Consider the following 25,746-nt stretch of genomic DNA (forward strand, 5'->3'; position numbering starts at 1 on the left):
TTCTGTCGTCCCGCGAAACAGCCGCGCAACCCGGGACATCTCCATCAAGGTTTGCAAGCGGTCCCGGGTTACGCTGGCGCTCCAGCCGGGCTACGCTCTCTTTCGGGGCGCGACTTTAGACGCCTGCGACCGATGTCCAGATCCCGGCGAGCTTGCGCTTGAACTGCTGCAGCCGGGTCGCCGGCACGACCGGCTCCTCTTCCTCCGGCAGGCGCAGGCCGACGACATTGACCCTGCCACCACCGAGGCTGCGCGCGACCAGGACGATGCTGTCCAGCGCGAGCTCCGCGCCTTCCTTCGGCGCTCGGTCGAGATGGATGTCGAAATAGTCCGACAGCGTCAGCTTCTTCTGGTCCTCATCGACGGTCACGCCGTAGATCTCGGCAAGCTCGCCAAGCGTATGCTCGCCGGAGACCACGAAGTCGCCGAGCAGATGCGGGTCCGGCGCGGTGCTTGGCGGCATGTCGACGAAGAAGCGGTCGAGCGCTTCCGCCCGCTCCGGCGGCGCCAGCAGATAGAGGTAGTCGCCGGGCGCGATCGGGTCGGCCTCGGCGGGGGAGAGAATGTTCTCGTCGCGGATCACCAGCGTCGGCCTCGACCAGGACGGCAGCAATCCGCGGCGGAAAAACAGGCTCTTCGCGCCGACGGGATAGCCGACGAGCTGCTGCTCGAGCTGACCGGGCAGGTCCAGTTCGACGCGCCGCGGGCCGCGGTCGACGCGCGGCAGCGCCACGTGCAGCCGACGCGCCGCCGGCGCCAGGGTCCAGCCCTGCAGCAAAAGCGAGATGATGACGACGACAAAGGCGACATCGAAATAGAGATAGGCCTTCGACAGGCCCACCAGCATCGGGATCGAGGCGAGGAAGATCGCAACCGCGCCGCGCAGCCCGGTCCAGGCGATGAACACCTTCTCCCGCCAGTTGAAGCGGAACGGCGCCAGGCAGGCGAACACGGCAAGCGGCCGCGCCAGCAGCATCAGCGCCAGCGCCACCACGACCGAAGCACCCAGGCTGCTGAGCACGCGGTGCGGCGACACCAGGAGCCCGAGCAGCACGAACATCACGATCTGCGCGAGCCAGGTCGCGGCGTCGAGGAACGCGACCACCGAGCTGTGCGCGCGCGTCGGGCGGTTGCCGATAATGATGCCGGCGAGATAGACGGCGAGGAAGCCGGAGGCATGGGCGATCTGCGCCGCGCCGAAGATCACGAGCGCCGCCGTGGTCACGAATGGCGCGTGCAGGCCCTGCGGCAGAGCGACGCGGTTCATGGCGATCACGACCAGCCGGCCGCCGATCACGCCCACGATCGCCCCAAGCACGGCCTCGCGGACGAACTCCAGGACGATGTGCGACGCCGAGCTTTCTCCGAGGGAGATGAATTCCACCAGCATCAGCGTCAGGAAGATCGCGAAGGGATCGTTGGTGCCGCTTTCGGCCTCCAGCGTGGCGCCGACGCGCGGGCGCAGGCGCAACCCCTGGGTGTGGACCAGCAGGAATACCGCCGCGGCGTCGGTCGAAGCCACCACGGCCCCGACCAGCAATGCCTCGGTCCAGGAGAGGTCGAGCATATATTTGGCCACCGGCGCCGTGATCAGCGCGGTCAACAGCACGCCGCCGGTCGCGAGCACCATCGAGGGCGCCAGCACGGCACGGATGCTTTGGAAGCGCGTGCGTAGTCCGCCATCGAACAGGATCAGCGCCAGCGCCACCGAGCCCACCAGATAGGTGGTGCGGACGTCGTCGAACTGCAGGTGGCCGGGACCGGCATCGCCCGCGAGCATGCCGATCAGGAGGAAGACCAGCAGCAGGGGGGCGCCAAAGCGCAGCGCCAAAAGGCTCGACAGGATGCCGGCCATCACGAGAACTGCGCCAAGCAGGATGGCTATGCTGACCTGATCGAGAGAAGCCATACGCCGTAGGGAAAGAGAAGAGTTGCAATGCATCCTTACCGTCGCCACAGTTCGACGCCAACCCATTTTCTGAACATGGCGTCAGACTTCTGGTTTTGCGCCCAGCCTCACCTCGCACGCCAGTTGTGGCGATGGTCCGCGCGTCGCGTTTGTGGGATCGTGCCGACCGTTCGAATCAAATTCGCTTGAATCTGCACTTCATGAGATTTCGCCGATGGAAATGGAGCTGAAGGACGTCATCGAGACCCTGCAGATGGCCGCACGGTCGGTCGGAGCGGAGGTCACCTCGCCCTGGTTCTATCTGCAGTTCGGCATCATCCTGGCCGCCGCCGGCATCGCCTATGCGGCCGACGCCGCGATCCGCCTACGGGTCGACACGGATTCGCTGGCGTCGCACCTGCCGCTGCCGCTCAGGCATTTCATCCGCGTGCTGGTCGGCAGCGCCTCGACCGCGGTGTTCGCGCTCCTGATGATCGCGACGCGCATCATCATGGCGCATTCGACCTGGCCGAGCCGCAGCTACCTGATCGTAGTCTCGGCCAAGCTGGCGCTGGCCTGGCTCGTCATCTCCCTGGTGGCGTCGGTCATCCGCAACGCCTTCATCGTCCGCCTGGTGTCGGTGGGGGCCTGGATCGTCGCGGCGCTCAGCATCATCGGCCAGCTCGATGCGACGGCCGAGACGCTGGATTCGGTCGCGATCGAGGTCGGCGGCCTGCGGTTGACGCCGCTGCTCCTGATCAAAGCCGGCGCGCTGGTGATCCTGGCGCTGTGGCTCACCAACATCGCGAGCAATTTCGTCGAGAGCCGCATCAACCGCGCCACCGACCTGACGCCGTCGGTCCAGGTGCTCCTGATCAAGATCATCCGCATCGGGCTGATGGTGGTCGCGATCGCCATCGCGCTGAGCGCGGTCGGCATCAACCTGTCAGCGCTCGCGGTGTTCTCCGGCGCGGTCGGTGTCGGTATCGGTATCGGCCTGCAGAAGATCGTCGCCAACTTCATCTCGGGCATCATCCTGCTCGCTGACAAGTCGGTGAAGCCCGGCGACCTCGTCACCATCGGCGACAATTCGGGGCGCATCAGCGCGATGAAAACCCGCTACATCTCGGTAGCCGCCGGCGACGGCCGCGAATTCCTGATCCCGAACGAGGACCTGGTGACGCAGAAGGTCGTCAACTGGACCTATACCGACAAGAACACGCTGGTCAAAATCCCCTTCGGCACCAATTACGAGGCCGATCCGCGGCTGGTGTGCAAGCTCGCCATCGAGATCGCCGCCGCGGCGCCGCGGGCATTGAAAGGCAAGCCGCCAAACTGCATCCTGACCGAATTCGCCGAAGCCGGGATGAAATTCTCGCTGACCTTCTGGATTGGCGATCCCGATGGCCTCGACAACGTCAAAAGCGACGTGATGCTGGCGCTGTGGGACGCCTTCAAGCGCGAGGGCATCCGCGTGCCCTATCCAGTGCGGGAACTTCGGGTCCGCGGCGCCCTGCCGGTCGAGACCGTGATCGAGACTTCCAGCTAAATCCATGGCAGGAAAGGCCATTTCGGCCCCAACCTTGGCTTGCGCTGGCCGCCTCGATCATTAAATTAGGTGAATTATCGCCCGTCCGACAGACCCCGCCAAATGACCCGAACATGAGCTATATCGAAGCAACCGACACCTCCCTACGCAAGACCGGCCAGATCAAGCTGCACGGACAAAGCGGCTTTGTCGGCATGCGCAAAGCGGGCGCGCTGGTGTCGAAATGCCTCGATGAGCTCACCGACATCGTCAAGCCGGGGATCCCGACTTCCAAGATCGACCAGTTCGTGCGCGAGTTCGCCTTCAGCCATGGCGCCTATCCGGCGACGCTGATGTATCGCGGCTATCGCTATTCGACCTGCACCTCGCTGAACCATGTGGTCTGCCACGGCATGCCCGGCGACCGCCCACTGAAGGAAGGCGACATCGTCAATATCGACGTCACCTTCATCGTCGACGGCTGGTATGGCGATTCCAGCCGCATGTATGCGGTCGGGCCGATCGCGCGCAAAGCCGAGCGGCTGATCGAGGTGACCTATGAGGCGATGATGCGGGGCATCGCCGCGGTGAAGCCCGGCGCCACCACCGGCGACATCGGCCATGCGATCCAGAGCTATGTCGAGCCGCAGGGCATGAGCGTGGTGCGCGATTTCTGCGGCCACGGCCTCGGGCGCATGTTCCACGACGAGCCGAACATCATCCATGTCGGCCGGCCCGGCGAAGGCGTGGCGTTGAAGCCAGGCATGTTCTTCACCATCGAGCCGATGATCAATCTCGGCAAGCCGCATGTGAAGATCCTGTCCGACGGCTGGACCGCGGTGACGCGCGACCGCTCGCTGTCGGCACAGTTCGAACATTCGGTCGGCGTGACCGCCGATGGCGTGGAGATCTTCACGCTGTCCCAGCGGAGCGGCGAGAAGCCGTGGACGGTGGTCTGATCAGTCATCGCCGCCCATGCGTCGCGTGAGCTCGGCCGGCTCGTAATTCTCCCCGATCGACATCGCGCAGATGCGGGAGAGATGCACATAAGGCAGCTCGGTCTCCTTGGCCCAGGCGTTGAACTGCGCCTGCACCTTGGCGAGATCGCCTTTCGACTTCACCTCTTCCGCGATATCGAGGCCGGCGTCGCGCAGGCAGGCGACGACATCCCTTGATGTGACAAAGCCGTCCCAGCCGAGGAAACGCAGCAGCATCTGGCCGGTATTGCCGCCGAGCCGGCTGCCGCGCTTGACCAGAAGGTTCAACAGCCCGATTTCGTCGGAGGACGGCCAATCGCCCAAGAATTTGCCGAAGCTGCCGTGCTCAGCCGCGATCTCCTGCACGAAGCGGGCGTTGTCACGCACCGACATGATCTTGGCGCCGTTGCGCACGATGCGCGCATCGCTCGTGAGCCGCTCCCAGAATTCGTCCGGCTCGAAGGCGAGCTTCTCCACCTGGAAACCGAGGAAGGCCTCCTCGAAGCCCGGCCATTTTGCGTCGATCACGCTCCAGGCAAAGCCGGCGCAGAACACCCGCTTCGTCATCTCGGCGAGAACGCGATCGTCTTTCAGCTTAGCCAGAGATTTCGCGTTCGGCGCCGGCGGCAGCAGCTTCTCCAGCGCTTTCGCGCCGCCCTTGCGCTTCTCGGCCCGCGCCCGAATAGCCCTAAACGACGTCACGCGGCGAGACCTCTTTGCATTGGCAGGGACGGACGATCATAGCGTGACGCACGCCGTGATGCCAATGCGGCGGATCTCAGCCGCCCCTGATATGCTTCAGACGCTCGACGGCCTCCTTCACCAAGGTCTGCATCAGCGCCTTGGCCGGGAGCTCACGTGCCAGCGCAGCGCCCTGTCCTGCCCAGATCGGGGTGAAGTCGCGGCTTCCCTTCCGCTCCGCCGCGGCCCGCAGCGGTGCCAGCTCGCCCATCGGCAACGGAAAATCCGGTGCAGCGTCGGACAGAGGGCCGACCTCGGCGACGAAGCGGTTGACCATGGCGCGCGCCGGCCGGCCTGAGAGCACGTTGGTCATCACGGTGCCAAGCTCGCGCGCCTGGCGCAAGGCGTCGCGGTGCAGCGGCGGCGTCGCCGCCTCGGGGCAAAGCAGGAAAGCGGTCCCGATCTGGACTCCGGAGGCGCCGAGGGCAAGAGCAGCGGCGATGCCGCGCCCATCGGCGATGCCGCCGGCGGCGATCACGGGCACGCTGACCGCGTCAGTGACCTGCGGCACCAGCTCGAAGGTGCCGAGCTGCGAAGCGACCGCCCAGTTCCGGTCGCGATCGAGGAACGTGCCCCGGTGGCCGCCGGCTTCATAGCCCTGGGCAATGACTGCATCCGCGCCATGGTCTTCCAGCCAGCGCGCTTCCGCAACCGTCGTCGCCGACGAGATCACCTTGCAGCCTGCCGCCTTGATCCGTGCCAGCAATGGCGGTGCAGGCAAGCCGAAATGGAGGCTCACCACCTCCGGCCTCGCGTCCTCGACGAATTCGCACATCGCACTGCCAAACGGCGCAAGATCGGTGCGCGGCGGCGGTGTCTGATCGTCAATTCCGAGCTCGCGATAATAGGGTGACAGCGTCTCGTGCCACGCACGCTCGCGCCCCGCATTGGCCTTCGCCGGCTCGTGGCAGAAGAAATTGAGGCTGACCGGCTTGCTGGTCAGCCGCCGCATCTGTGTGATCGCATCGGCGGCGCGCTGCGGGTCCATGGTGGCGCAGCCGATCGAGCCGAGGCCGCCGGCATCGGCGACGATGGAAGCGAGCTCAACCGTGGCGAAACCCGCCATCGGTGCCAGCACGATCGGATGTTCGATTCCAAACAATTCAAGCAGACGACGGTCGGACCACATCTCGCATCTCCTAGCCGCGACCGGCGGACCAGCCGCCATCGACATGCAGGATCTCGCCGGTGACGAAGGCTGCCTTCTCCAGATACATCACGGCATCGACGACCTCCTGCGTCGTGCCCATCCGACCGATCGGCTGCAGCGCGGCGAGAAAACCATGCGCCTCCGGCGAATGCATCGGCGTGCTGATCGCGCCCGGCGAAACGGCATTCACCCGGATATTCCGGGGCGCATATTCGATCGCGAGCGAGCGCGTGATCGCGTTGAGCCCGCCCTTGGTCAGCGCCGCAAGACCCGCTGCGAGCGATGTCATCGGCTGTTCGGCGATCGTGGCGGTGATGTTGACGATGTGGCCAGAACCCGTCTGCAGCATTCTCGCTGCGACCTTCTGGGTCAGATGAAAGAATCCGGCGAGATTGACCGCGACCATCTTTGCGAAATCGGCGGCGGAATATTCGGTAAAAGGCTTGGCAATGAACACGCCGGCATTGTTGACGAGCGTATCTATGCGACCGAAACGCTCGATCGCCAGCTTAAAGATGCGCTCGGCCGTCTCGGGGTGTGCAATGTCGCCCTCGATCATGAGGACCGACGGATCATCGCTCTTGCCGATCGAACGGGCGGTGGCCACGACGCGGTAGCCGTTTTCGCGATAGGCTTTCAGCAATTCCGCGCCAATGCCGCGTGACGCGCCGGTGATGATGACGACCTTTCGCTCTGATGTCATGTTCGCTCCTCGCAATTGCCTGGGGTTTATCGGAGCGATAGATGCACGATGCGACCGGACGCGGCTTTGCCTCGGTTGCTCAGCTTTTGTCATTTCTTGCCGCTGTCAGGATCAGCGGACGCAGATCGGTTACATCCGTAACAAATCAGGCCACGACGCTGCGGCGGTACTGAGCGGGCGTCAGGCCGGTTGCCTGCCGGAACGCGCGGGTGAAATTGGCTTGGCACGAAAATCTGAGCCTGAGCGCGATATCGGCCAGCGGCTGCTCCCTTTGTCCCAGCAATTCCTTGGCACGTTCGAGCCGCCGGGCGCTGACGTAACGATGCGGCGATCGGCCGACGGCTGCCTTGAACGCGCGGGCGAAATGAAACTGGCTCAGGCACGCGATCGATGCCAGATGGCGGACCGTCAATTCGCCCTCCAAATTCGTCTCGATGTAATCCAGCACACGCGCCAGCCTGCGCCGGTCAAGTCCCTCGCGGGGTGCGAGGAAGTCGAGCGATAGCTTGCCGAAATGGTTTTGAACCAATCTTGCGGCCAGACTCGAGGCCAGCGTCTCCGCGAGAAGCCGGCCGGCAGACGTCTCGCGCTCCAGCTCGGAGGTGAGTGCATAGGCGATCTCGGCCAGAAGCGGATCGCGAAAACTGCTTTCATGACGCAGCGACGTCACAACGCATGGGGCGAGCCCTTCGCCAAAGCTCTCCGGCGAAAACCGGCTCGGCGGCAGATAAATGTGCAGGACCGCCGGAACGGGATCGGACAAATCGATCAGGCCATGCTCGGCCACCGGCGGCGAAACCCAGATCGTCCCACGTTCGGAGACGCTGCGATCGGTGACGCCATACCTCTCGCGCGTGACCACGGACCCATTGCCCCGGACGTCGATGCAGATTTCGATGTCCGGCTGCGGGCTCTTCCAGGCGATCGTGCCACTACTGTGACTGCGAAGCTCCGCCGCTATGCCCGACCAGCCCCGATCGGTGGAAGACGCCAGAAGCCCCGAGGCGCCGTAGCTTCCGAAACCGTGTGCCCCTGGCGACGCCGGTTGCTCTGGTTGAGATGCGAAGTTGAGCTTTTTATGGGTGGAATTCATTCGACATAACCCGATATCCGGCAATCGACGAAATCCCCAGCCACCCCAATGTGGCCGGCTCGCAGCCAAATCGCAACGATTGCTGGCCGCCCATCACGCGGAAGCGATCAAGACCGGCCGGTCTTCTGGCGCATGTCGAAGGCTTCGATGCGTCCGCGGCACTTCATGGTTGCAAAAACCGCGCGGCACGGCATGTTTGGCGCCGATGCCCGCCAAGACCAACACAGACCAGCCCGCCGAGACGCCGCATTACCACGGCCATCGGGAGCGCCTGCGCGAACGCTTCCATAGCGCCGGGCCCGACGCGCTGAGCGACTATGAACTGCTCGAGATGGCGCTGTTTGCCTCGATCCCACGGCGCGACACCAAGCCGCTCGCCAAGGAATTGCTGAGACGCTTCGGCTCGTTTGCCGAGGTGATCCATGCGCCCGTCGCCCGCCTGCGCGAGGTCGAGGGCATCGGCGAAGCCTCGGTCAACCAGCTCAAGCTGATCGCGGCCGCCGCGAGCCGCGTCGCCAAGGGCGAGGTGAAGCGGCGCAAGGCGCTGTCGTCATGGAACGACGTGCTCGACTATTGCCGTTCGAGCATGGCCTTCGCCGACAAGGAGCAGTTTCGCCTCCTGTTCCTCGACAAGCGCAACCAGCTCATTGCCGATGAGGTGCAGCAGATCGGCACCGTCGACCACACGCCGGTCTATCCACGCGAAGTGATCAAGCGCGCGCTGGAACTGTCCGCCACCGCGCTGATCCTGGTGCACAACAATCCCACTCGCGGGCCGTCTTCACGCTCAATCATGGTTGAGCATACTTAGGCAATGATCGAACGTGATTTTCGGTCCAAATTTGTGGTCAGTTGAAGGAATATCTGGCGCCGTTGCCCTCCGAAGGCAAAGGTCACACGTTCGAATCGTGTCGGGCGCGCCAGTTTACGATTTTGCACGATGCAGTGCCCAGAGTTGCGCCAAGCTTTGCGCTGCGGCGCTGTGCCTCTCTCCGCAACGCGAGGCAAGCGGTGGTTGCTATTCGCCGCCATCCTCAGTGGGAAATGGTTGGTGACGCCGCAATCGATCTCGTCGTGCAGGGGGCGTGATCGCTTGCCGAGGCAACTTGAAGTGAGACGAGGGTGCGGCCGGACCGCTCGCGCTTCTTGAAAGCGAGTCTAGCGACGTCATGCCTTACGCCAACGCAGCGGCCTCGTTTTCTCTCGCGCAATAACACCTTTGGCCTCCAGATCGAGTTGAACGGCCTTTGTCCACCAACCCGCCTTGGCGCCACCCGGGAACAGGTCCTCGGGTAAGTAAGCAATCACCCTTTCTCGAACTTCATCCGCTGTCAGACCCGGCGATGTCTTCGGAAGTATCTTCAGGAATGCCCGTTTCGTTGCTTCGTACATGTCCGCGTCAACGCTTTTGACGTGCCCGCGATGGTTCACGTTTTCCATGTCGATCTTTTCAGTTTTGTTCTTTGCCATCTCCGGCGCTCCTTGCCTCAGGCGATACCTTCGACTTGGGCCACGTGCCGAGAATAGCGGCCATAACAAGGGTCTTCACGAGCGCGTCACCGGCATGAATGGCATAAAGCGCCCACGGGTAGTTCTCGTGAATGACGGCGCCCATAACGGCCGTGGCTTGAAAACCAACCCACACCCAGATTCCAATCTGAACCGCCCCCTTCCAATCCACGACCCCAAAAAGCACGACGAAGCGCGCAAGTACGTAGGCGACGACGAGGGCGCGAGCAAACTCGGCGATCATCTCCCCGATCGGTATTTTCGGATTGGCCATGGCGCCGGGGTCCATGCCACGCAGCGTCGTCCACGCCTCGCCGAACAGCAGCGGGCTGTACCACACCGCGCCCTCCAAAAGCGCCGCAGTAGCCGCCGCGATCACCGCCAAATAGTTTATTCGGAGCATAGGCGGTCTCTCTGGTCGGTATCGGTATCGCTATCCATTGTGGTTCTCCTGGATTGCCGTCCGCCCCAAAGGACGGACAAGGACCGCTCATTCCGACACTCTGCGAATCTTTTTCGCGGCCGTCCCGTGAGCTCGAAAGCTGTTGGCGACGCCGATGGCTGCTCCGCTGAAGGACCGCGTCGACACCGATCGGACCGCTCTTCCCCGCCTCGCAGACCGGTCCCAATCGGACGTGATAATGTCCGATATTGTGGACAGCGGACGCTAAAGCTGACGTCGCAAAATCGACCCGATTGACCCGGAGCCGACTTCTGGTTGAATTTTGTGATAGTCTGTGTGCGGCTCGGGGTAACGACCTAACGCGAAAGGGTCTCCGCGATGTCTAACAATCAGGGACCGGACAGCCTTAATCGCCGTCACTTCTTGGTCACCGCAATCGGTGCCTCAGCTGCGCTCGCGGCCAGCTCTGCCCCCCCGAGTACGCGGGCAGCGACTGCATCACGAGGAACCGCTTTTACCGGAGACACGATAGGCGGAAAGAAGGTCGTCAGCGCGCTCGACGTCAATGACTTGGAGCCCGGCAAGAAGCACCTTTTGTATTTTCAGGGCGTTGAGATGCCAACCGGACAGCACTGGTATGTGTCTGTGACGGTCGCCAAGGGAGCAAAGCCGGGCAAGCGCGGCGTCCTGACCAGTGGCGTCCATGGGGACGAGGTGAGTTCTGTGCATACGGTCCAGACCGTGATGAGCCAACTCGACCCGGCGCAGATGTCGGGCACGGTGATGGCGGTCACGGACGTGTCCCGCCCGGCCTTGGAAAGCATGCAGCGCAGATGGCCCAACCAGAGCAGAGGCAGCGATCTGATTGATATCAATCGGGAGTGGCCCGGGAACGAGAACGGCGCCACCGCACCCAGCCGACACGCTGGGCTTCTGTTCAACCGGCTGCTTCGGCCAAACGCCGACTTCGCGATCGACTTCCACACAGGGACAACCGGATTCGAAGCCACCGCATTCAATGTTGGCGGCATGGATGTGCCCGAGGTCAAGGCGATGGTGGAACTCTATCCCGTCGGTCAGATCTTCAACAATCATGTATATCCCGGTGTCCTGCACAACGCGTTTATGGACGTGGGCATCCCGTCCTTCACACCGGAAATCGGCGCTGCGCGCGGCCTGGACCTCGAGATGATCTCGCTCTTCGTGGAAGGCACAATGAACGTCCTCAAGCATCACGGCATCGTTGCCGGGCCAATGGGACGTACAGGCAAGGACGTGACTGTCTTTGTCGGCAACAGCGCGCACCCGATCCTGGCCACCGCGGGCGGTCTCGTTGAGCATCTGGTCAGACTCAACGACAAGGTCACAACCGGACAGAAGGTTGCCATCCAGCGCGATAGCTTCGGTGAGGTGGTTGCGGAGTATACAAGCGACGTGACCGGAGAGATAACGGGCCAGCGCAGCGATGCAATGTCCGAGCCGGGCAATCCCTTAGTATTCATCCTTTTCAACAAGCCAGGGCCAGAGGAGGTCCAGATCTATCCCGAGTAGTTGCCGCATCGACCTCAAGGCCGGTGACGCGATTTGTCACCGTGGCCGTTCACCAGGCTCCCTCATCCTTGGTGAATGTCTCTCACTGGCCCGTCGGAGCCCTTTAGACGGGCGTTGAGGACGTCCGCTCCGCAGGGCCGATCGGAAGTTTATAACCGCAGGGGTCGATCGACGCGATTGACCCGAAGAGAAACTCTCTGGACCAAGTTTCAAGTGCGCCGCACACTGATTGTCTCACCGATCTCGAAGCTCATCAGGTCCTCGCCGACTATCAGCTGTCCCGCATAGGTCTCGCGGGTCGCCGCGATCAACTCATCGACAGTCGGCGCCATCACGTTTTCGCTGGCGAGCATGACGAGATGTGTAAATGCAGCGAGTTTCGGTCTCGTCTGTGCAAACACTCGTCCCGCTTCCTGCGGCGAGGTGTGGTGATTGACGATGCGTTGGATGTAGGCTTCGTTGAGAAGCTCGGGGCGCGCCATTGCCACTTCATGCACCATCAGGTCGGCGCCCTGGCCATAGTGCAGAACATTCTCGTTGTACCTTGTGTCACCGGAGATCACCGCCACCCGGCCGCGGTACTCGACGCGATAGCCGAAGGCCGGCTTGATCGCATCACCGTGATCGACCGCAAACGCGATGATGACGAGGTCTCCGGCCCGATAGACGATACCGTCCTTCGCAAACTCCTCGACACTGATCGCGGCATGCTCGCGCGCGAGCCTCTCGTCCTCGATGCGGATCTCGATATCCTGCGCATAGGCCGCTTCGAGGTGGCGCATCAATTTCTCGGTGCCGATGGGTCCGATTGTCTTGAATGGGCGCTGCCGGTTGCCGAAGTGCGAGCTCAGCCACCCCGTCAGCCAAAGGTCGGGAATGCCAACAGTGTGATCGGAATGGAAATGCGTGAGCAACAGCGCATCTATGGCGCCGATCGGGACGCCAAGCTGGAACAGGCGCATCGTCGCGCCACGGCCGGCATCGATCAGGACCGTGTTGTCGCCCGCCTCGATCAGCGTGCTGGGACCAAAGCGGTCGGGACGGGGGATGGGCGTCCCCGTCCCGAGAAGAGTGACTCGAAAACCGGCCGCCATCACTGCTGGACCTTGATCCCTGCGTCGGCGACCACCTTGTGCCAGTGGGCGACTTCCTTGCCGACCATGCGGCCGAACTCTTCCGGCGTGCCGCCGGCCGGCTCGGCGCCGATCTTCGCCAGCGCCTCGCGCACCGATGGCTTCTCCAGCGCCTTGTTGATCGCCGCGTTGAGCTTCGCGACCGTCTCCTTCGGCGTGCCGTGCTTGACCGCGAAACCGGTCCAGTCCTCGACGACGAGCGAAGGATAGCCGGCCTCGACGATGGTCGGCACGTCGGGCAGGATCGGCACCCGCTTTGGCCCGGTCACTGCAAGTGCCCGCAGGTTGCCGCTCTTGATCAGATCGACCACGGGCAACATGGTGATGAACATGAACGCGTTAGTACCATTGAGCAGATCGCCGATCGCCTGTGGAAACTGCGCGTAGGGCACATGCTGCGCCCGTGTGCCGGTCTGCAGCTTGAACTGCTCACCGATCAGATGCGCAGGCGTGCCGAAGCCGCCCGAAGAGAAGGTCAGCTTGTCGGGCTGGCTTTTCAGCAGCGCCACCAGCTCCGCAACGGTGTTGGCCGGCACCGACGGATTGACCACCAGGACGTTGTAGGAAACCGTCGCCTTGACGACCGGATCGAAGTCCCTGTCGAGATCGAACGAGATGTTCGGCACCAGCGACGGCGCGGGCGGCCGAAGGTACGGACATCGCATAGAGGCTGTTGCCATCCGCCGGCTGGGTGAGGACGTCCGTCGCCGCGATGGTCGTGACGCCGCCGGGCCGGTTCTCGACGATGACGCGCCAGCCCTCGGTTTCGGTCAGCTCCTTCGAGACGATGCGGCTGATGATGTCCGGCGGCGTGCTCGCGGAAAACGGCGCCACGAAGCGCACAGTCCCGGTCGGAAACGGCGCCTGTGCGGCGGCGGGTTGCCCGGATGCTGCGAGGAGCGCCAGGGTCGCGACCGACAATAGGCTGGTGCGGCAAGACAGATGAGGTGTCATGGAAATCTGCTCCATCAAACAATGAGAATCCGGCATCAATTCCAATTCGCAATCTGCAGGCACGCCGAACTTCGAACGCGGAGGCCGGATTAGCCAGCGAAATCGGCGTGCATTCCACACTGTGAAACGCTACGTTCCACATTGTAAAACGCGGAATCGAGGAGGGTGTACGATGACGAAAGTGATCAAAAGCCTTGAGCGGGGCCTCCTCGTCCTGCAGGCGTTGCAGATGCAGCCGAATTCCTCGCTCCAGGAGCTCTACGTCTTCACCAACATCTCCAAGCCGAGTCTTCTCCGCATCCTTCACACGCTTGCTCGGGCCGGGTTGGTGACCAGACGACTTGCTGACGGTCGCTACCGCATCGGCGCCACGCTTTCGCATGCGCCGTCGCGGCGCGAACATCGCGACCGGATCGCGGAAGCCGCAGCGCCAGTCCTGGAGCGGCTCTGCCAACGTGTGTCCTGGCCATCCGATCTGATGGTGCCTGCGGGTGACCACATGGAGATCCGGGAGACCACGCGGGCGCGCAGTCCCATCCTGCTGCAGCAGGAGCGCATCGGGCTGCCGGTCAACTGGCTGCTCTCGGCGGTCGGCAGGGCTTATTTGGCCTACTGCCCGGCCAAGGAGCGGCAGCGCGTCCTCGATCTGTTGCGCAACTCGACCAAACCCGAGGATCGGCTGGCGCGAGAGCCGGCGCGGTTGAATGCCATCCTTACGGAAGTACGTTCGCGCGGCTATGCGACGCGGGACGCGACACATGTCGGCGGCTATTACGGTGGGCCGCCCCACGCAGATGGATTGTTCTCGATCGCGGTCCCGTTGCGCGATGGACAACGGGTGTTGGGAGCCATCAACATGCTGTGGCTCAAGACCGCGTTCTCGATCGAGGCGTTTGCCGCCCGTCATCTCGGCGAGCTTCAGGGAGCGGCGGCCGAGACCGTCCGTTCGCTCCAGACCCGGTCAAGACACTGAGGTGGGCTTCTGGCCCGTGGCTGACTTCCCCTCTCGGCCTCGCACGGTCCGCTTCCGAGGGCTGAGCGGAACGCCTTCGTGAAGCTGCCGAGCGCCGCTTTTGACCCCGAGCGGTCATTCCGAGCATCTGACGTGATTCGACTTTGCTTTTCGAAAGCGTAAGCTTGGGTAACTCTCGTTTCCGTCAATGACCTGAAATCTTCGAGATGCGGTCGAGGAGAGCGAGGAGCCTGTCATGCGCAATCGAGTGACACTGTCAGCGCTAGCCGCTGTTGGCTTGGGCATCGCGACGGCGACCGCACAAAGCCAGCCGCCCGTCTCCCCGGATGTGAAGACAAAAACCCCCGAGCCGGCTGGGCTCGGCGGCTACCCGGTGCTGCCCCCGCCGGAGGCGCCCTTCCTGGGCACCATCGGCCGCACAGCCAAGGACTCGACCCCCGACTTTCCCAAGGAAGTGAAGGCCCCGAAAGGTGCTCCGAACATCTTACTCATCCTGACCGATGACGTCGGCTTCGGCGCCAGCAGCCCGTTTGGCGGGCCGATCCCAACCCCGACGCTCGATCGCCTGGCCAAAAATGGGCTGCGCTACAACCAGTTCCACACCACTGCCGTTTGTTCGCCTACGCGTACCGCGCTGCTCACGGGGCGCAATCAACACTCCTGTTCCGTGGGCATCGTCATGGAGCTGGCCACTGGCTATCCAGGCTACAACAGCCTGATGCCCAAGAGCTGCGGGACGTTCGCCGAGGTCCTCAAGCAGAATGGCTGGAACACCGCCTGGTACGGCAAAAACCACAACGTTCCCGACTGGCACAGCAGCCAGGCCGGACCGTTCGATCTGTGGCCTACCGGCTTGGGCTTCGAGTATTTCTATGGCTTCTTCGGTGGGGACACCAACCAGTATTCGCCCGCTCTCTACGAGAACATCAAGCCCATCGAGCCTCCGCACGATCAAAAGGACTACTTCTTTGAAAAGGACCTGGCCGACCACTTCATCGACCGCCTCCGCACGCTGCGGGCGGTCGCTCCGGAGAAACCCTGGGTAGCCTATTACGCCCCTGGCACCGCTCATGCCCCGCTCCACGCTCCCAAAGATTGGATCGCCAAATTCAAAGGGAAGTTCGATGAGGGCTGGGACAAGCAGCGCGAGATCACCCTCGAGAACCAGAAGAGGCTGGGCATCGTCCCGGCGGACACCCAGCTCACGCCGCGGCCGGCGGCCATCCCCGCCTGGGATTCCTTCGATGCCGACCACCAGAAGGTCTTCGCCCACATGATGGAGGTCTACGCGGCCGCCCTTTCGTACTGTGATTACCAGATCGGTCGCGTCCTCGACGCGATTGAGCAGTCGGGCGACCTGGACAACACGCTGGTCATTTACATACAGGGCGATAATGGCGCCAGCGCCGAGGGGACCCCGCAGGGCCTGCTCAACGAGCTGACAATCTTGAACGGCATCCCCGAGGACTTCAAGGAGGTGCAGCGCCGGATGGACGAGTTGGGCGGCCCGATGACGAACAACCACTACCCGGTCGGCTGGGCGCATGCAATGGACACGCCCTTCCAGTGGACGAAGCAGATCGCCAGCCACTTCGGCGGCACACGCAACGACCTTGTCATCTCCTGGCCAGCGCGCATTAAAGGCAAGGGAGGTATCCGCTCGCAATTCTCCTCTGTGATCGATATCGCTCCCACCATCCTGGAAGCCACCGGTATCCAATTTCCGTCCAGCATCAATGGCGTGGCCCAAAAGCCGGTCGAAGGCGGAAGCCTGCTTTACACGTTCGACGACGCCAAGGCCGCCTCACGCCACAAGACGCAGTATTTTGAAGTGCTCGGCTTCCGCGGCATTTACCATGAAGGGTGGATGGCAAGCACTACACCGCCGATAGCTCCCTGGAACATGACGAGCAAGCTGCCTCCTGTCGATGAGTACAAATGGGAACTCTACCACGTGACCTACGACTTCTCGCAGGCGAAGGACCTCGCCGCAGAGAATCCGGCCAAGCTCCTGGAGCTCAAGGAGCTTTTTTGGGCAGAGGCCGGCCGTTACAACGTGATGCCTCTGGACAACAGCCGCATCGAGCGCTTCGACGTGTCGATCCGTCCCAGCCTGCTCAGTGGACGCCACGTCTTTACGTACTATCCCGGCATCATCCGCATCCCCGAAGGCAGTGCGCCGGACCTGAAGAACAAATCCTTCGAAATCCGTGCGGAGGTTGAAACTCCGGAGGCGGGAGCCGACGGCGTGCTGCTTACGCAGGGCGGACGCTTCGGTGGCTACGGGCTTTACCTGCTGAACGGCAAGCTCGTCTATCACTACAACCTCGCGGGGATAGCGCGCTACAACGTTGTCTCGAAGGAGAAAGTACCGGCCGGCAAGCATACCTTGACCGCCAACTTCAAGTACGACGGAGGCCTCGGCAAAGGCGGCGCTATCGTGCTGTCGGTGGATGGCAAGGCGGTGGCCGAGGGCCGGGTCGAACGCACGCTGCCAATGCGCGTCTCGCTGGACGAGACCTTCGACGTTGGGGAAGACGCGGGCACGCCGGTAAGCGAGGACTATCAGGTGCCCTTCAAATTCACGGGGACACTAAACAAGGTCGTCGTCACCCTCGGCGAGTCCAAGCTCAGCGCCGAGGACCAGAAGGCCTATGAGGAGGCCCAGACCGAATTTGCGCTGCAAGAGTAAGCGGACGGTTCGCAGTCGCTCCGCGCACGACCACGGGGCGGTAAGGATCCCCAATAGCTGCACTGCATGAGTCCGCACATGGCCCTTCGCGTCTATCTGGGAGGCTGATCGAGATTACCGCTATTGAGGGGTAAGCGGACCACCCCGCGGGGATCCACGACGCGTAGTGCTAAATGGCAGAGCATCGCAGACTTGCCAAGTGGAGCGCATCGTGGGCTGCAGCATCATAGGGGAATCGCGAGGGAGTAGTGCCCATCTTCATCGGCCGTGGCGCACCAGGCCGATGAAGATGGGCACTATTGTTTCGCCGTTGCCCTATGATGCCGGAGCCCGCAACGCGCGCGTATCTGCGATACTGCGACGGCCTGCGATTTCGCGCTACGCCTCCTGAGAGTCTTCCGATATTGCCAGACCGTCCAGTTACCCTTCGCTAGCCGGCCATGCCGATCGGCCTCGAGCCGGGCTATCTCGTTTAGGAAACTATAGACTGCGCTGCAGCGCGGACACAGTTGATGAACAACTCCGCAACCGGGCTCAATGTGCGATTCTTTAAGGTGAAAATCGCTACGGGCCTTGTCTGAATGCCCAAATCAATTGGCAGAGAATTGACTGTCGGACGCTTCGCATTGAGAACGTGCATCATGCAGGCCGGGATCACGGTGAAATATTCGCCCGTCGTCAGCAGCATGTCGCGGAGGTGAAAGGACATCGTCTCCACGCTCGCCCGCGGCAGCTCCAATCCTCGGTCGCGGAAGGCTTGTTGCATAAGCACTCCAGGTGCTTCATCGCGCGGGTAGAGTATCCATTTCTCCCGCACAAGCTGCGCCAACTCGACTTTGCGCCGACGCGCCCAGGGACTTCGTATGCTGGCTACTACGATCAATGGTTCTTCGAACAATATCTCGGAGATCAGGTCATCTTCGGGAATGGAAAACACCCCTCGACCGATGATGAGATCGACGTTCCGTTCGCGCAGCTCCCGGATTTCGACCGTGATAGGACGGCTCATCTGGGCTACGTGTACGGTCACGCCGGGAGATTGCTCGGAAAGGCGCGCGATCACAGCCGGAAGCAGCGCCGCTGACAGCGACTCATTGCAACCAATCCGCACCTCTCCGGTAGTGGGATCGGCCATGAATGCAATTTCGTCGACTCCCTGACGCAACTCGTCAAACACCGCAAGACCGCGCCGCACCAGGGCGCTGCCATACAAGGTGGGTTCGACGCCCCGTGGACCGCGATCTAGCAGCCGCACCCCGAGCGTCTGTTCGAGGTCCGCGATCGCCTTGGAAACGGCGGGCTGGGACAAGGCCAGGCGCTGCGCCGCTCTCGCCATGCTGCCCGATTGCGCGACAGTCAGAAGCACATGCAGGTCGCGTAGCCGAACGCGGCGTCCGATCCGCGCCTCCCAATGCTCGATCGAGGGAGACATAACCTTTTCCTCAGGGGGATATCACACTTTTCCGCCTTCTCATTATAGCGGCCAGCCCTACGCTCTCAATCGCAATCTTGTCGGAGAACTCACCATGACGATTATCGTGAGGCCGCTGCATCCCATCTTCGTTGCCGAAGTATCCGGTGTCGATCTGCGCTGTCCCGTCGATCGGGAAATCTTCCGGGAAATCGAAGCCGCGCTCGACCGCTATGCCGTACTGATCTTCCGGGCTCAGCCGCTGGCGGACGAGCAGCAGATCGCATTTAGCCAGTTGTTCGGACATCTCGAGACCTCGATCGGCACGATCCGCAAAGACCGCAAGCATCGCCTAGGAAGACAGGAGATCGCCGACGTCTCGAACCTTGATGAGGATAACAATGTCCGCCTGCTCGCGGACCGCTGGTGCATGATGATACTGGCCAACCAGCTTTGGCACACCGACAGCTCGTTCAAGCGAGTGCCGGGCAAAGTGTCCCTACTGTCGGCGCACGAGGTGCCGCCGAATGGCGGCGAAACCGAATTCGCCGATCTTCGCGCTGCCTACGATTCGCTCGACGAAGCCACTAAGGCGCGGATCGACAATCTTGTTGCAGAGCACTCGATCTTTCACTCCCGAAGTCTCATCGGCTACACCGACTTTTCCGACCAGGAACGCGCCACACTGCCAGCGGTCCCCCAAACCTTAGTGCGTGTGCATCCAGGGTCCGGTCGCAAGACTCTCTATCTCGCCTCGCATGCTTCGCACATCGTCGGATGGCCAGTCGACCAGGGTCGCGCGCTTCTCGACGAGTTGATGTCTTTTGCTACCCAACCGTGCTTTGTCTATCAGCACCGCTGGAGGGTCGGGGATCTAGTCGTCTGGGACAACCGTTGCACGCTTCACCGCGGGCGGCCCTTTAACAACACAGAGGATCGTCGTGACATGCGGCGCACGACGGTTGAGGATTTGGCCTCGACATTGGAGCAGTCCCATCTGGCTGAAAAATCATGACCGCGCTCACGCGGCGAACTGTATTGGGTGGCCTCTCCGCTCTGTTCGCCATGCCCGCCCGTTCAGAACCCTACTGGCCCGACCGACCGATCACGCTGGTTCATGGCTTTGCCCCGGGCGGCCCGACCGATACGGTCGCGCGAATCGTCGCAGAGGGATTGTCGCGGCGTCTAGGACAGCAGGTTGTGGTCGAACCCAGGCCAGGAGCGTCCGGTACAACCGCAGCCGGACAAGTGGCGCGCGCCGCGCACGATGGCTACACGCTGATTGCTATTCCGGGCGGCCATGCAACAGCCGCGGCCCTGTATAGATGGCTTCCTTATCGGACAATCGATGACTTCTCCATGATCAGCATGACCGCGGAGTATCCTTTCGTCTTCGTAACGTATTCCGGGCACGCGATGCAAACGATGGACGATCTCATCAGTCTGGCTCGCCACCGGCAGACGCCGTTGCTGTACGGCAGCCCCGGAATTGGGTCGGTTCATCACTTGTCGGTCGAGCTTCTCGCAAGAATGGCCAACATTCAACTGCAGCACGTTCCCTATCGCGGGAGTGCGCAAGCGGTGACCGATCTGATCGGCAAGCGGATCGATTTTATGATCGATCCTCCCACACTCATGATTGAATTCGTGCGGGATGGTAGGCTGCGTGCGCTCGGGACAACGGGAGCCTCCCGGTTTTTTAGTATGCCCGAAGTTCCGACGGTGTCCGAGGCGGCCCTTCCCGGCTATGTCGTCACCTCATGGCAAGGGCTCGTTGGGCCCGCCGGAGTTTCGCAACCGATCGTCGACCGGCTGAGCCGCGAGGCGGCGGCGGTTCTGTCGGAGCCTGCCATCGTTGAACGCCTCAGAGCGCTCGGCAACGATGCGATATCCTCCAGTCCCGACGCATTCAAAGCGCGGATCGCTGCGGACGTAGAGAGATGGTCCAGCATCGTCGAGACCGCCAATATCGAGCGCATCTGATAGCGTGCGACACCGCAACGGACCGATATGTCGTCGAACAGCAGCTCGGCGAGCCAACCGCGTGTGCGGGAACCCGTCCGTCAGTGGTCCATCCGTGTCGAGGCTGCGAGAGCGGAGTCGAGCGAGCCACTTAGAGTGGCGCTTTCGCTCACATGCTCTCGCCGGCGGATGCCGCAGCAAGACATCGCGCCTTTGGCGGCATGCGGTTAAGGCAGCGTACTCTGGCGAAGTGGCGCACCACGGCCGATGAAGATGGGCACTATTGCTTCGCCGCAGCGCTATGATGTCGTACGCGAGACCGCGCTATCGTAGCCAAGATTGCGACCAGCCGTGATTCGAGGCTACCCTGCTGCCGTTGCCGTCGGTCAATGGAGCGCGGTCAGGCCTTTTCCTCCACTCCGCCTGGGCGATCGTTCGCGACGCACGACGGGACCTGGAGACTGCCCGAGATTGGGAAGCGCCGCTCGCGACAAACTTCGGCTGGGAGATGTCGTGGCGGCCGCGCGCACCGCGGCTGACGCGATCGAGAGCATAAGGACATTTTGGCCGTTTGAAATTGCGCAACGGACTTGGCGCACCGCCTAGGCGGCCAAACGGCGCTCCCTCTTCGACCTCCTCTAGGCTCCCGTCCGAAGCCCTCTTCGGGAAGCGCGCTAGCGCGGCCTTCCGGGAATCTCGGTCCAGCGCGTAGGCGGTTTGTTTGAACTCGATGCCATCAATGAGCCCTTGAATGTAGCCGGAGATCGTGTCCGCGGCCATGATGAGCGCCGTGTCGAGTGTATGGATGTACCTGCTCGTCACCGAACCCTTGGCATGGCCTACCAGCGCCGCGATGGTCACCTCGGTAAAGCCGAGATCGTTGGCGATACTCGCGAAGCTATGACGTAGGACGTGGGGAGTAATATCGGATAGCGGGAGTCCTCGAAGATGTGCTTCCAATGGTTTGGAAAGCTGCCGAATGCGTTGTCCTCACCCTGCCCCCGGGAAGACGTATGTGCCTACATTGCGGGTGCGCCGTCTCTCGAGATATTCAACGACGGGCAAGCCAACAGGGCGGATGGATTTCCCCTCCTTACCGTCCTCCAATCGCAAGCAGCTAGCCTCAGTGTCCGCCTCCATCCATTTCAAGCTGATCATCTCGCTCCGCCGGCAGCCGGTCAGCGCCAGCTGGCGAACGATGTCCAGGATAGTGGTGTATTTCTCCTGCTTTGCAGCGTCCCGAAGCATCCGACCCAATATTCGGTACTCCGCCTCCGATAGCCGACGCTTTCGCACCTTGTCCTTTGGCTTGCGGACGCCGTGGGCTGGGTTGCATTCGACAATGCCTGCTTCGACCGCATAGGTAAGAATGCCGGCAACGGGGAAGATAGACATGTCCGATCGAATGTTCCTGACGCTTGATGAGGTTATCGACCGCTATCGTGGCCGGATCAGCGGGGGCACCTTGCGCAACTGGCGCTCCATGAGAGTTGGGCCCTCGTTCCTAAAGCTCGGCAAGGCCGTTCTCTACCCTCTCGAGGAACTCGAACGTTGGGATCGCAGAAACCTCGTCGTCTGTCGACCGTGCAGGTCGTTCCCTAATTGAAGAGGCGAGTGAGTAATCAGTGCTATCGTCGGTCACGCGAAACTAAATGCGCAAAGGTCTCGAACACCTCGGCAATGGATGGGACGAGGATAGATATCGATTCGGAATCCGTGATCTGATATGATCGTCAATTGCTGGCAAAGACTCCGTGTGTTTACCCGGGTTTGTCACGATCAAGCATAGAAAACCGATCCCCGACCCATACCCCATTCATTTCTCAGCACCGCGCAAATAATTGTTTTCTCGGGAAGTTTCGCTTTGAATCTGCTGATTCACAACAATGCCACTCGCAGCCCAACTGCACGTGCAATCATGGCTCACCATTCTTGAGCAGTGATTGAGCGTGATTCTTTAGTCTGTTGGATGCTTCCCGCAGCAAGTCGCCAAACGGGTTGAAAAATTGCGCTTTTGCCCTCCGAAGGCAAAGGTCACACGTTCGAATCGTGTCGGGTGCGCCAATTTCGCTTGGTTTTGGAGAGCGATGCGCGTCCAAACCGAAGCCGCTGCTCCAGCGTCATTCGCGCGAGTAAGCAAATGAATGAAAATTGTGGGGAGCGCGGATAGCATGGCAGTGAACCGCGCTCCCGGCTGAGAGCCGATCGTCGTCAGAAGCGGCAGGATAGGATTGTCCTCGCAGGCCGGCGCTCACACAGGCGGCCGCCAGGATTCGACCGCTACCGTAAGGAGTACAGCACCGTGCGAAATCATGGTTCGGCGTATTAGCCTGTGGTAGCGGGGGGTCCGCTACATCGCGATACCCATTATCGTACAAGCTCTGTTTTCCTATCGGCGCGCAGCTTAGCTCGGCAGGCAGCGTCATGATGGTCCGCAAAAAGCCGCCGCTTGTGCGCGATCTATCGCCGTCCAAAGCGGTCCCACGGAGGGTCTCAGATCGATGGCGGGCGCGGCCGCGCCGAGCACAAGCCCGGCAGCGCCGTTCAGGAATTGCCGCCGGTCGATCATCCGCTGCGGTGAGCGCGAATCATTGCTCATTTCGGTACGCCGACGGACCGTGTAGCCGCTGATGCTGGACGACGGTCGCGCAACCGCGCTGCGTGGTATTGCGCGACGCCGTCCTAGGGATATTCGGCCAGGAAGTCGGAGATCCGGAGCAGGGCAGCGGCAGGCTCCTCACGCTGGATCGATGCATAGACGGCGTCCCAGCACTCGCAGAAGGACGCTTCCGACGCGCCGCGCTCGCCGCACAGCTCGTAGATCGTCACACTGGGTGTGAGAAGGCGGCACGGGCATATTTGTCCGCCTATGGGCCATTCCCCGATATTGGCCTATCTGCCTTTGCGTCGCTCTTGGGGGTCGAACGGACATGATCAATTTTTGAGTGCTTGCCCTAACATCAGCTCGGCTGCGACGCCACGACGGCGGAGATCTCGTCAAGAAGCGTCGCGTGCTGTTCCCAGGGTATGCAATCGACACTCATCTGCGGTCGCCCGGGATTGTCGACCCGGCTGTCATCAACCGCCTGCCCGGTCTCCACCGCCGCCGACAGGAACACGTGATCCATATCGCGATTGAAATAGCGTAGAAGAGCGTCCCGCAACGCCGGCTTGGTGCAGGCCATTGCAGCAAGGAGCCCATAAGCTCCCCAGTTCGACACGCCGGCGACGATGAGCACATCGACCGGGGTCGTTGCTGCGATCACCTCGCCGTTGGGAATTCCGCGTTCGATGATTTCCTTGGGCAGGGATCCCATCCCAATTTCATTGCCGCCGTCCCCGATGCCGATCGTCTGCCAGCGACGCTTCGCGGCGGGGTCGCTAAAGAGAAGATGGAGCGGCGCCGTTTCGCGCGACATATCCCATCCATGCTCCCGATGAGGCTTTCCATCCGAACCCGGAGAAGCCCGCTCGATGGCGATCAAGTGAGTGATCGGCCGATCGCCCGTTTCCAGGTACTGTCGTAGGCGGAGAACTGAACTCTCCGTCGTCGACACGACCTCAAGATTTACTGGCGCCGGCAGCGCATCGACTACGGCCCACACCGCCTTTGCACACGGCGCATCGGTAATGACCGTTACCGGAATCCCCGCATTTGCGAGGCCCGCGGCCAGATGGGCCATCCCGCCGAGCCCATCCGTTTCCGGAGAAGGCGGCTCCGCGTGCTGGATATAGAACCCGGTGACGATGCCAACGTGCGCGTTGGGCGTGTTCACGATCGCCTCTGCGGCGCGGGCGAGATTGCCTTTTGCCCACGCGGTCATCTGGCTGATGTCGCGTTTGACTCTGCGCCCGATGATCGCCTCGATCCGGGCCACGGACTCGTTCACTGTCTCCACCTCGACTTGCAGCGCGTCCACGGATAGTTCGTCAGGTTCGTGTTGGCTTCCGGGGATGGAATAGCTCTTCGACGGACTGTTTCGGGTCCTTGATGCAAGAGCGGTCCTTGCGATCGTTCTTCTGGGCCTCGAGCTTCTGCAGGAAACGGAAACGCGGCGACGGGGTCGCGTGCCCCGATCGCCCGTGCTTGGTCATGCCGAAACCCTTTTGGCCGCCATGTGTCATTTGATCGCCAACGAAACCGTGCAGTGCACCCGGGAGCCGCCACCGGGGCCAAAGCTTCATGCGGTTCGCCGAGAATAGCCCTGATCGTCAAGAGGCGCGAGGCTGTGGGACAGTCGGTTTGCGAGATCAAAATGCTGCAGTGCGGAGCACTGAGACGCGCAACGCTACTCACGGATCAAAGGCACGAACCGGACCGGCGCTACGATCGTGATTGTGGCCGTTCCGTCGGCGTGTTTTGCCAACACCACAAGCTTCTGATCGAAACCGCCAACCGGGATGACGATGCGGCCACCAGGCCCTAGTTGCGCGATCAGCGGCGGTGGGACGTGGTTAGGAGCTGCGGTCACGATGATGGCATCGAAGGGCGCATGCTCCGGCCAGCCTTGGTAGCCATCCCCGATCTTGGTCGAAACATTTATGTAGCCCAGACGTTCGAGGTTGGCACGGGCCATAGTGCCAAGTTCTGGTACGATCTCGATCGTATAAACCTCGTCTGCGAGCGCGGATAAGATCGCTGTCTGGTATCCCGACCCGGTGCCCACCTCCAGGACCTTGTCCGTCTTCGCCAGCTGCAGCAGCTCCGTCATCAGGCCGACGATCAGCGGTTGCGAGATCGTCTGGCCGCGGCCTATCGGCAGCGGTGAGTTGCTATAAGCTGCGGACCTGTACTCGGGCGGCACGAACTCGTGTCGCGGCACCTCTATCATTGCGGCGCGCACACGCGGACTGAGCCGAGCCACACCGCCGGTTCCCCCGGCCGACGCGAGCATTGCGTCGATCTGCTCGACCATCCGCTGGCGATCGGCGGCGTCTTGCTGCGCCGTGCAAGCCGTAGCCAGCACGGCACTGGCCAAGATGGCGAACACCCCGAACGATAGAACTTGTCGGCACCACAACATTCTGGTCCTCGATGTGCCTCGCCCGCCTCCTGATCGGGGGACTGGGATTCAAAA

At 62.1% G+C, this 25,746-nt stretch carries 22 protein-coding genes, 1 tRNA gene and 1 pseudogene; 10 read left to right on the forward strand and 14 right to left on the reverse strand.

Annotation, left to right across the window (positions count from 1 at the left end; genetic code table 11):
- Positions 1-115: 115 nt before the first annotated feature.
- The gene (locus tag ACZIRK_RS05060; RefSeq protein ID WP_130229466.1) at positions 116-1,909 is read right to left on the reverse strand and encodes a potassium/proton antiporter; all 1,794 of its coding nucleotides are present in this window, start codon (positions 1,907-1,909) and stop codon (positions 116-118) included.
- Between the two features lie 214 nt (positions 1,910-2,123).
- Here ACZIRK_RS05060 and ACZIRK_RS05065 point away from each other — a divergent pair, with 214 nt between their 5' ends.
- Positions 2,124-3,437 carry a mechanosensitive ion channel family protein gene (locus ACZIRK_RS05065; protein WP_165435528.1) on the forward strand — a complete coding sequence of 438 codons (1,314 nt, stop codon included), beginning with the start codon at positions 2,124-2,126 and terminating at the stop codon, positions 3,435-3,437.
- Positions 3,438-3,550: 113 nt separating this feature from the next.
- The gene (gene map / locus ACZIRK_RS05070; protein WP_028163378.1) at positions 3,551-4,375 is read left to right on the forward strand and encodes a type I methionyl aminopeptidase; all 825 of its coding nucleotides are present in this window, start codon (positions 3,551-3,553) and stop codon (positions 4,373-4,375) included.
- Here the strand turns inward: map and ACZIRK_RS05075 are convergent, their stop codons facing one another.
- The 4 genes from ACZIRK_RS05075 to ACZIRK_RS05090 all read right to left on the reverse strand — a co-directional run bounded on the left by ACZIRK_RS05075 (position 4,376) and on the right by ACZIRK_RS05090 (position 8,080).
- Positions 4,376-5,095 carry a DNA-3-methyladenine glycosylase I gene (locus ACZIRK_RS05075; protein WP_130229465.1) on the reverse strand — a complete coding sequence of 240 codons (720 nt, stop codon included), beginning with the start codon at positions 5,093-5,095 and terminating at the stop codon, positions 4,376-4,378.
- Between the two features lie 76 nt (positions 5,096-5,171).
- Positions 5,172-6,263, reverse strand: a complete 1,092-nt coding sequence (locus ACZIRK_RS05080) for an NAD(P)H-dependent flavin oxidoreductase (protein ID WP_463327033.1) — start codon at positions 6,261-6,263, stop codon at positions 5,172-5,174.
- A 10-nt stretch (positions 6,264-6,273) separates the two neighbouring features.
- Complete coding sequence (locus tag ACZIRK_RS05085) at positions 6,274-6,987, reverse strand: SDR family NAD(P)-dependent oxidoreductase (protein ID WP_028163376.1); 714 nt, start codon at positions 6,985-6,987, stop codon at positions 6,274-6,276.
- Positions 6,988-7,132: 145 nt separating this feature from the next.
- On the reverse strand, positions 7,133-8,080 hold the full coding sequence (locus ACZIRK_RS05090; RefSeq protein ID WP_130227155.1) for a helix-turn-helix domain-containing protein: 948 nt from the start codon (positions 8,078-8,080) through the stop codon (positions 7,133-7,135).
- A 205-nt stretch (positions 8,081-8,285) separates the two neighbouring features.
- Here ACZIRK_RS05090 and ACZIRK_RS05095 point away from each other — a divergent pair, with 205 nt between their 5' ends.
- Positions 8,286-8,891, forward strand: a complete 606-nt coding sequence (locus ACZIRK_RS05095) for a JAB domain-containing protein (protein WP_130227156.1) — start codon at positions 8,286-8,288, stop codon at positions 8,889-8,891.
- Between the two features lie 356 nt (positions 8,892-9,247).
- Here ACZIRK_RS05095 and ACZIRK_RS05100 read toward each other — a convergent pair whose 3' ends face one another.
- Both ACZIRK_RS05100 and ACZIRK_RS05105 read right to left on the reverse strand, forming a co-directional pair.
- Entirely contained in the window at positions 9,248-9,550 is a 303-nt protein-coding gene (locus tag ACZIRK_RS05100) for a DUF6958 family protein (RefSeq protein ID WP_130227157.1), read from the reverse strand.
- The gene (locus ACZIRK_RS05105) at positions 9,531-9,968 is read right to left on the reverse strand and encodes a DUF1761 domain-containing protein (RefSeq protein WP_245474806.1); all 438 of its coding nucleotides are present in this window, start codon (positions 9,966-9,968) and stop codon (positions 9,531-9,533) included. The genes ACZIRK_RS05100 and ACZIRK_RS05105 overlap by 20 nt, the downstream gene beginning before the upstream one ends.
- 402 nt (positions 9,969-10,370) lie before the next feature.
- Here ACZIRK_RS05105 and ACZIRK_RS05110 point away from each other — a divergent pair, with 402 nt between their 5' ends.
- Entirely contained in the window at positions 10,371-11,543 is a 1,173-nt protein-coding gene (locus tag ACZIRK_RS05110; protein WP_130227159.1) for a M14 family metallopeptidase, read from the forward strand.
- Positions 11,544-11,752: 209 nt separating this feature from the next.
- Here the strand turns inward: ACZIRK_RS05110 and ACZIRK_RS05115 are convergent, their stop codons facing one another.
- Positions 11,753-12,637, reverse strand: a complete 885-nt coding sequence (locus ACZIRK_RS05115; protein WP_463327034.1) for an MBL fold metallo-hydrolase — start codon at positions 12,635-12,637, stop codon at positions 11,753-11,755.
- Positions 12,637-13,356 carry a Bug family tripartite tricarboxylate transporter substrate binding protein gene (locus tag ACZIRK_RS05120; RefSeq protein WP_463327035.1) on the reverse strand — a complete coding sequence of 240 codons (720 nt, stop codon included), beginning with the start codon at positions 13,354-13,356 and terminating at the stop codon, positions 12,637-12,639. Before ACZIRK_RS05120 ends, ACZIRK_RS05115 begins: the two co-directional genes overlap by 1 nt.
- Positions 13,357-13,367: 11 nt before the next feature.
- Between ACZIRK_RS05120 and ACZIRK_RS05125 the strand changes: the two genes are divergently transcribed.
- The 3 genes from ACZIRK_RS05125 to ACZIRK_RS05135 all read left to right on the forward strand — a co-directional run bounded on the left by ACZIRK_RS05125 (position 13,368) and on the right by ACZIRK_RS05135 (position 17,295).
- On the forward strand, positions 13,368-13,622 hold the full coding sequence (locus tag ACZIRK_RS05125; RefSeq protein WP_474417471.1) for a hypothetical protein: 255 nt from the start codon (positions 13,368-13,370) through the stop codon (positions 13,620-13,622).
- Positions 13,623-13,802: 180 nt separating this feature from the next.
- The gene (locus ACZIRK_RS05130) at positions 13,803-14,603 is read left to right on the forward strand and encodes an IclR family transcriptional regulator domain-containing protein (RefSeq protein ID WP_130227162.1); all 801 of its coding nucleotides are present in this window, start codon (positions 13,803-13,805) and stop codon (positions 14,601-14,603) included.
- A 235-nt stretch (positions 14,604-14,838) separates the two neighbouring features.
- On the forward strand, positions 14,839-17,295 hold the full coding sequence (locus ACZIRK_RS05135; protein ID WP_130227163.1) for an arylsulfatase: 2,457 nt from the start codon (positions 14,839-14,841) through the stop codon (positions 17,293-17,295).
- Between the two features lie 472 nt (positions 17,296-17,767).
- Here the strand turns inward: ACZIRK_RS05135 and ACZIRK_RS05140 are convergent, their stop codons facing one another.
- Positions 17,768-18,727 (reverse strand): LysR family transcriptional regulator, encoded by a 960-nt coding sequence (locus ACZIRK_RS05140; protein WP_463327037.1) that lies wholly within the window; start codon positions 18,725-18,727, stop codon positions 17,768-17,770.
- A 94-nt stretch (positions 18,728-18,821) separates the two neighbouring features.
- Between ACZIRK_RS05140 and ACZIRK_RS05145 the strand changes: the two genes are divergently transcribed.
- Both ACZIRK_RS05145 and ACZIRK_RS05150 read left to right on the forward strand, forming a co-directional pair.
- Positions 18,822-19,721 (forward strand): TauD/TfdA dioxygenase family protein, encoded by a 900-nt coding sequence (locus ACZIRK_RS05145; protein ID WP_463327038.1) that lies wholly within the window; start codon positions 18,822-18,824, stop codon positions 19,719-19,721.
- Complete coding sequence (locus ACZIRK_RS05150; RefSeq protein WP_130227166.1) at positions 19,718-20,689, forward strand: Bug family tripartite tricarboxylate transporter substrate binding protein; 972 nt, start codon at positions 19,718-19,720, stop codon at positions 20,687-20,689. Before ACZIRK_RS05145 ends, ACZIRK_RS05150 begins: the two co-directional genes overlap by 4 nt.
- Before the next feature lie 303 nt (positions 20,690-20,992).
- On the opposite strand, the pseudogene ACZIRK_RS05155 reads toward ACZIRK_RS05150, so the two are convergent.
- Positions 20,993-22,063: pseudogene (locus ACZIRK_RS05155) on the reverse strand (tyrosine-type recombinase/integrase).
- A 586-nt stretch (positions 22,064-22,649) separates the two neighbouring features.
- Between ACZIRK_RS05155 and ACZIRK_RS05160 the strand changes: the two are divergent.
- Positions 22,650-22,732: transfer RNA gene (locus ACZIRK_RS05160), tRNA-Arg, on the forward strand.
- A 618-nt stretch (positions 22,733-23,350) separates the two neighbouring features.
- Here ACZIRK_RS05160 and ACZIRK_RS05165 read toward each other — a convergent pair.
- From ACZIRK_RS05165 to ACZIRK_RS05175, 3 genes are all read right to left on the reverse strand, one after another.
- Positions 23,351-23,497: a hypothetical protein gene (locus ACZIRK_RS05165; protein ID WP_165435304.1), complete on the reverse strand. Its 147-nt coding sequence runs from the start codon at positions 23,495-23,497 to the stop codon at positions 23,351-23,353.
- A gap of 131 nt (positions 23,498-23,628) precedes the next feature.
- A complete protein-coding gene (locus tag ACZIRK_RS05170; protein ID WP_463327039.1) occupies positions 23,629-24,588 on the reverse strand; it encodes a glutamate cyclase domain-containing protein in 960 nt (319 codons plus the stop codon).
- Positions 24,589-24,957: 369 nt separating this feature from the next.
- Positions 24,958-25,647, reverse strand: a complete 690-nt coding sequence (locus tag ACZIRK_RS05175; RefSeq protein WP_463327040.1) for a protein-L-isoaspartate(D-aspartate) O-methyltransferase — start codon at positions 25,645-25,647, stop codon at positions 24,958-24,960.
- Between the last annotated feature and the right edge of the window lie 99 nt (positions 25,648-25,746).

The organism is Bradyrhizobium sp. Leo114, assembly GCF_055229415.2.

Coding starts and splice junctions, on each gene's coding strand:
- ACZIRK_RS05060 (WP_130229466.1), bottom strand. CDS start 1,909: ATGGCTTCTCTCGATCAGGTCAGCATAGCCATCCTGCTTGGCGCAGTT.
- ACZIRK_RS05065 (WP_165435528.1), top strand. CDS start 2,124: ATGGAAATGGAGCTGAAGGACGTCATCGAGACCCTGCAGATGGCCGCA.
- map (WP_028163378.1), top strand. CDS start 3,551: ATGAGCTATATCGAAGCAACCGACACCTCCCTACGCAAGACCGGCCAG.
- ACZIRK_RS05080 (WP_463327033.1), bottom strand. CDS start 6,263: ATGTGGTCCGACCGTCGTCTGCTTGAATTGTTTGGAATCGAACATCCG.
- ACZIRK_RS05085 (WP_028163376.1), bottom strand. CDS start 6,987: ATGACATCAGAGCGAAAGGTCGTCATCATCACCGGCGCGTCACGCGGC.
- ACZIRK_RS05090 (WP_130227155.1), bottom strand. CDS start 8,080: ATGAATTCCACCCATAAAAAGCTCAACTTCGCATCTCAACCAGAGCAA.
- ACZIRK_RS05095 (WP_130227156.1), top strand. CDS start 8,286: ATGCCCGCCAAGACCAACACAGACCAGCCCGCCGAGACGCCGCATTAC.
- ACZIRK_RS05100 (WP_130227157.1), bottom strand. CDS start 9,550: ATGGCAAAGAACAAAACTGAAAAGATCGACATGGAAAACGTGAACCAT.
- ACZIRK_RS05110 (WP_130227159.1), top strand. CDS start 10,371: ATGTCTAACAATCAGGGACCGGACAGCCTTAATCGCCGTCACTTCTTG.
- ACZIRK_RS05115 (WP_463327034.1), bottom strand. CDS start 12,637: ATGGCGGCCGGTTTTCGAGTCACTCTTCTCGGGACGGGGACGCCCATC.
- ACZIRK_RS05120 (WP_463327035.1), bottom strand. CDS start 13,356: ATGGCAACAGCCTCTATGCGATGTCCGTACCTTCGGCCGCCCGCGCCG.
- ACZIRK_RS05130 (WP_130227162.1), top strand. CDS start 13,803: ATGACGAAAGTGATCAAAAGCCTTGAGCGGGGCCTCCTCGTCCTGCAG.
- ACZIRK_RS05135 (WP_130227163.1), top strand. CDS start 14,839: ATGCGCAATCGAGTGACACTGTCAGCGCTAGCCGCTGTTGGCTTGGGC.
- ACZIRK_RS05140 (WP_463327037.1), bottom strand. CDS start 18,727: ATGTCTCCCTCGATCGAGCATTGGGAGGCGCGGATCGGACGCCGCGTT.
- ACZIRK_RS05145 (WP_463327038.1), top strand. CDS start 18,822: ATGACGATTATCGTGAGGCCGCTGCATCCCATCTTCGTTGCCGAAGTA.
- ACZIRK_RS05150 (WP_130227166.1), top strand. CDS start 19,718: ATGACCGCGCTCACGCGGCGAACTGTATTGGGTGGCCTCTCCGCTCTG.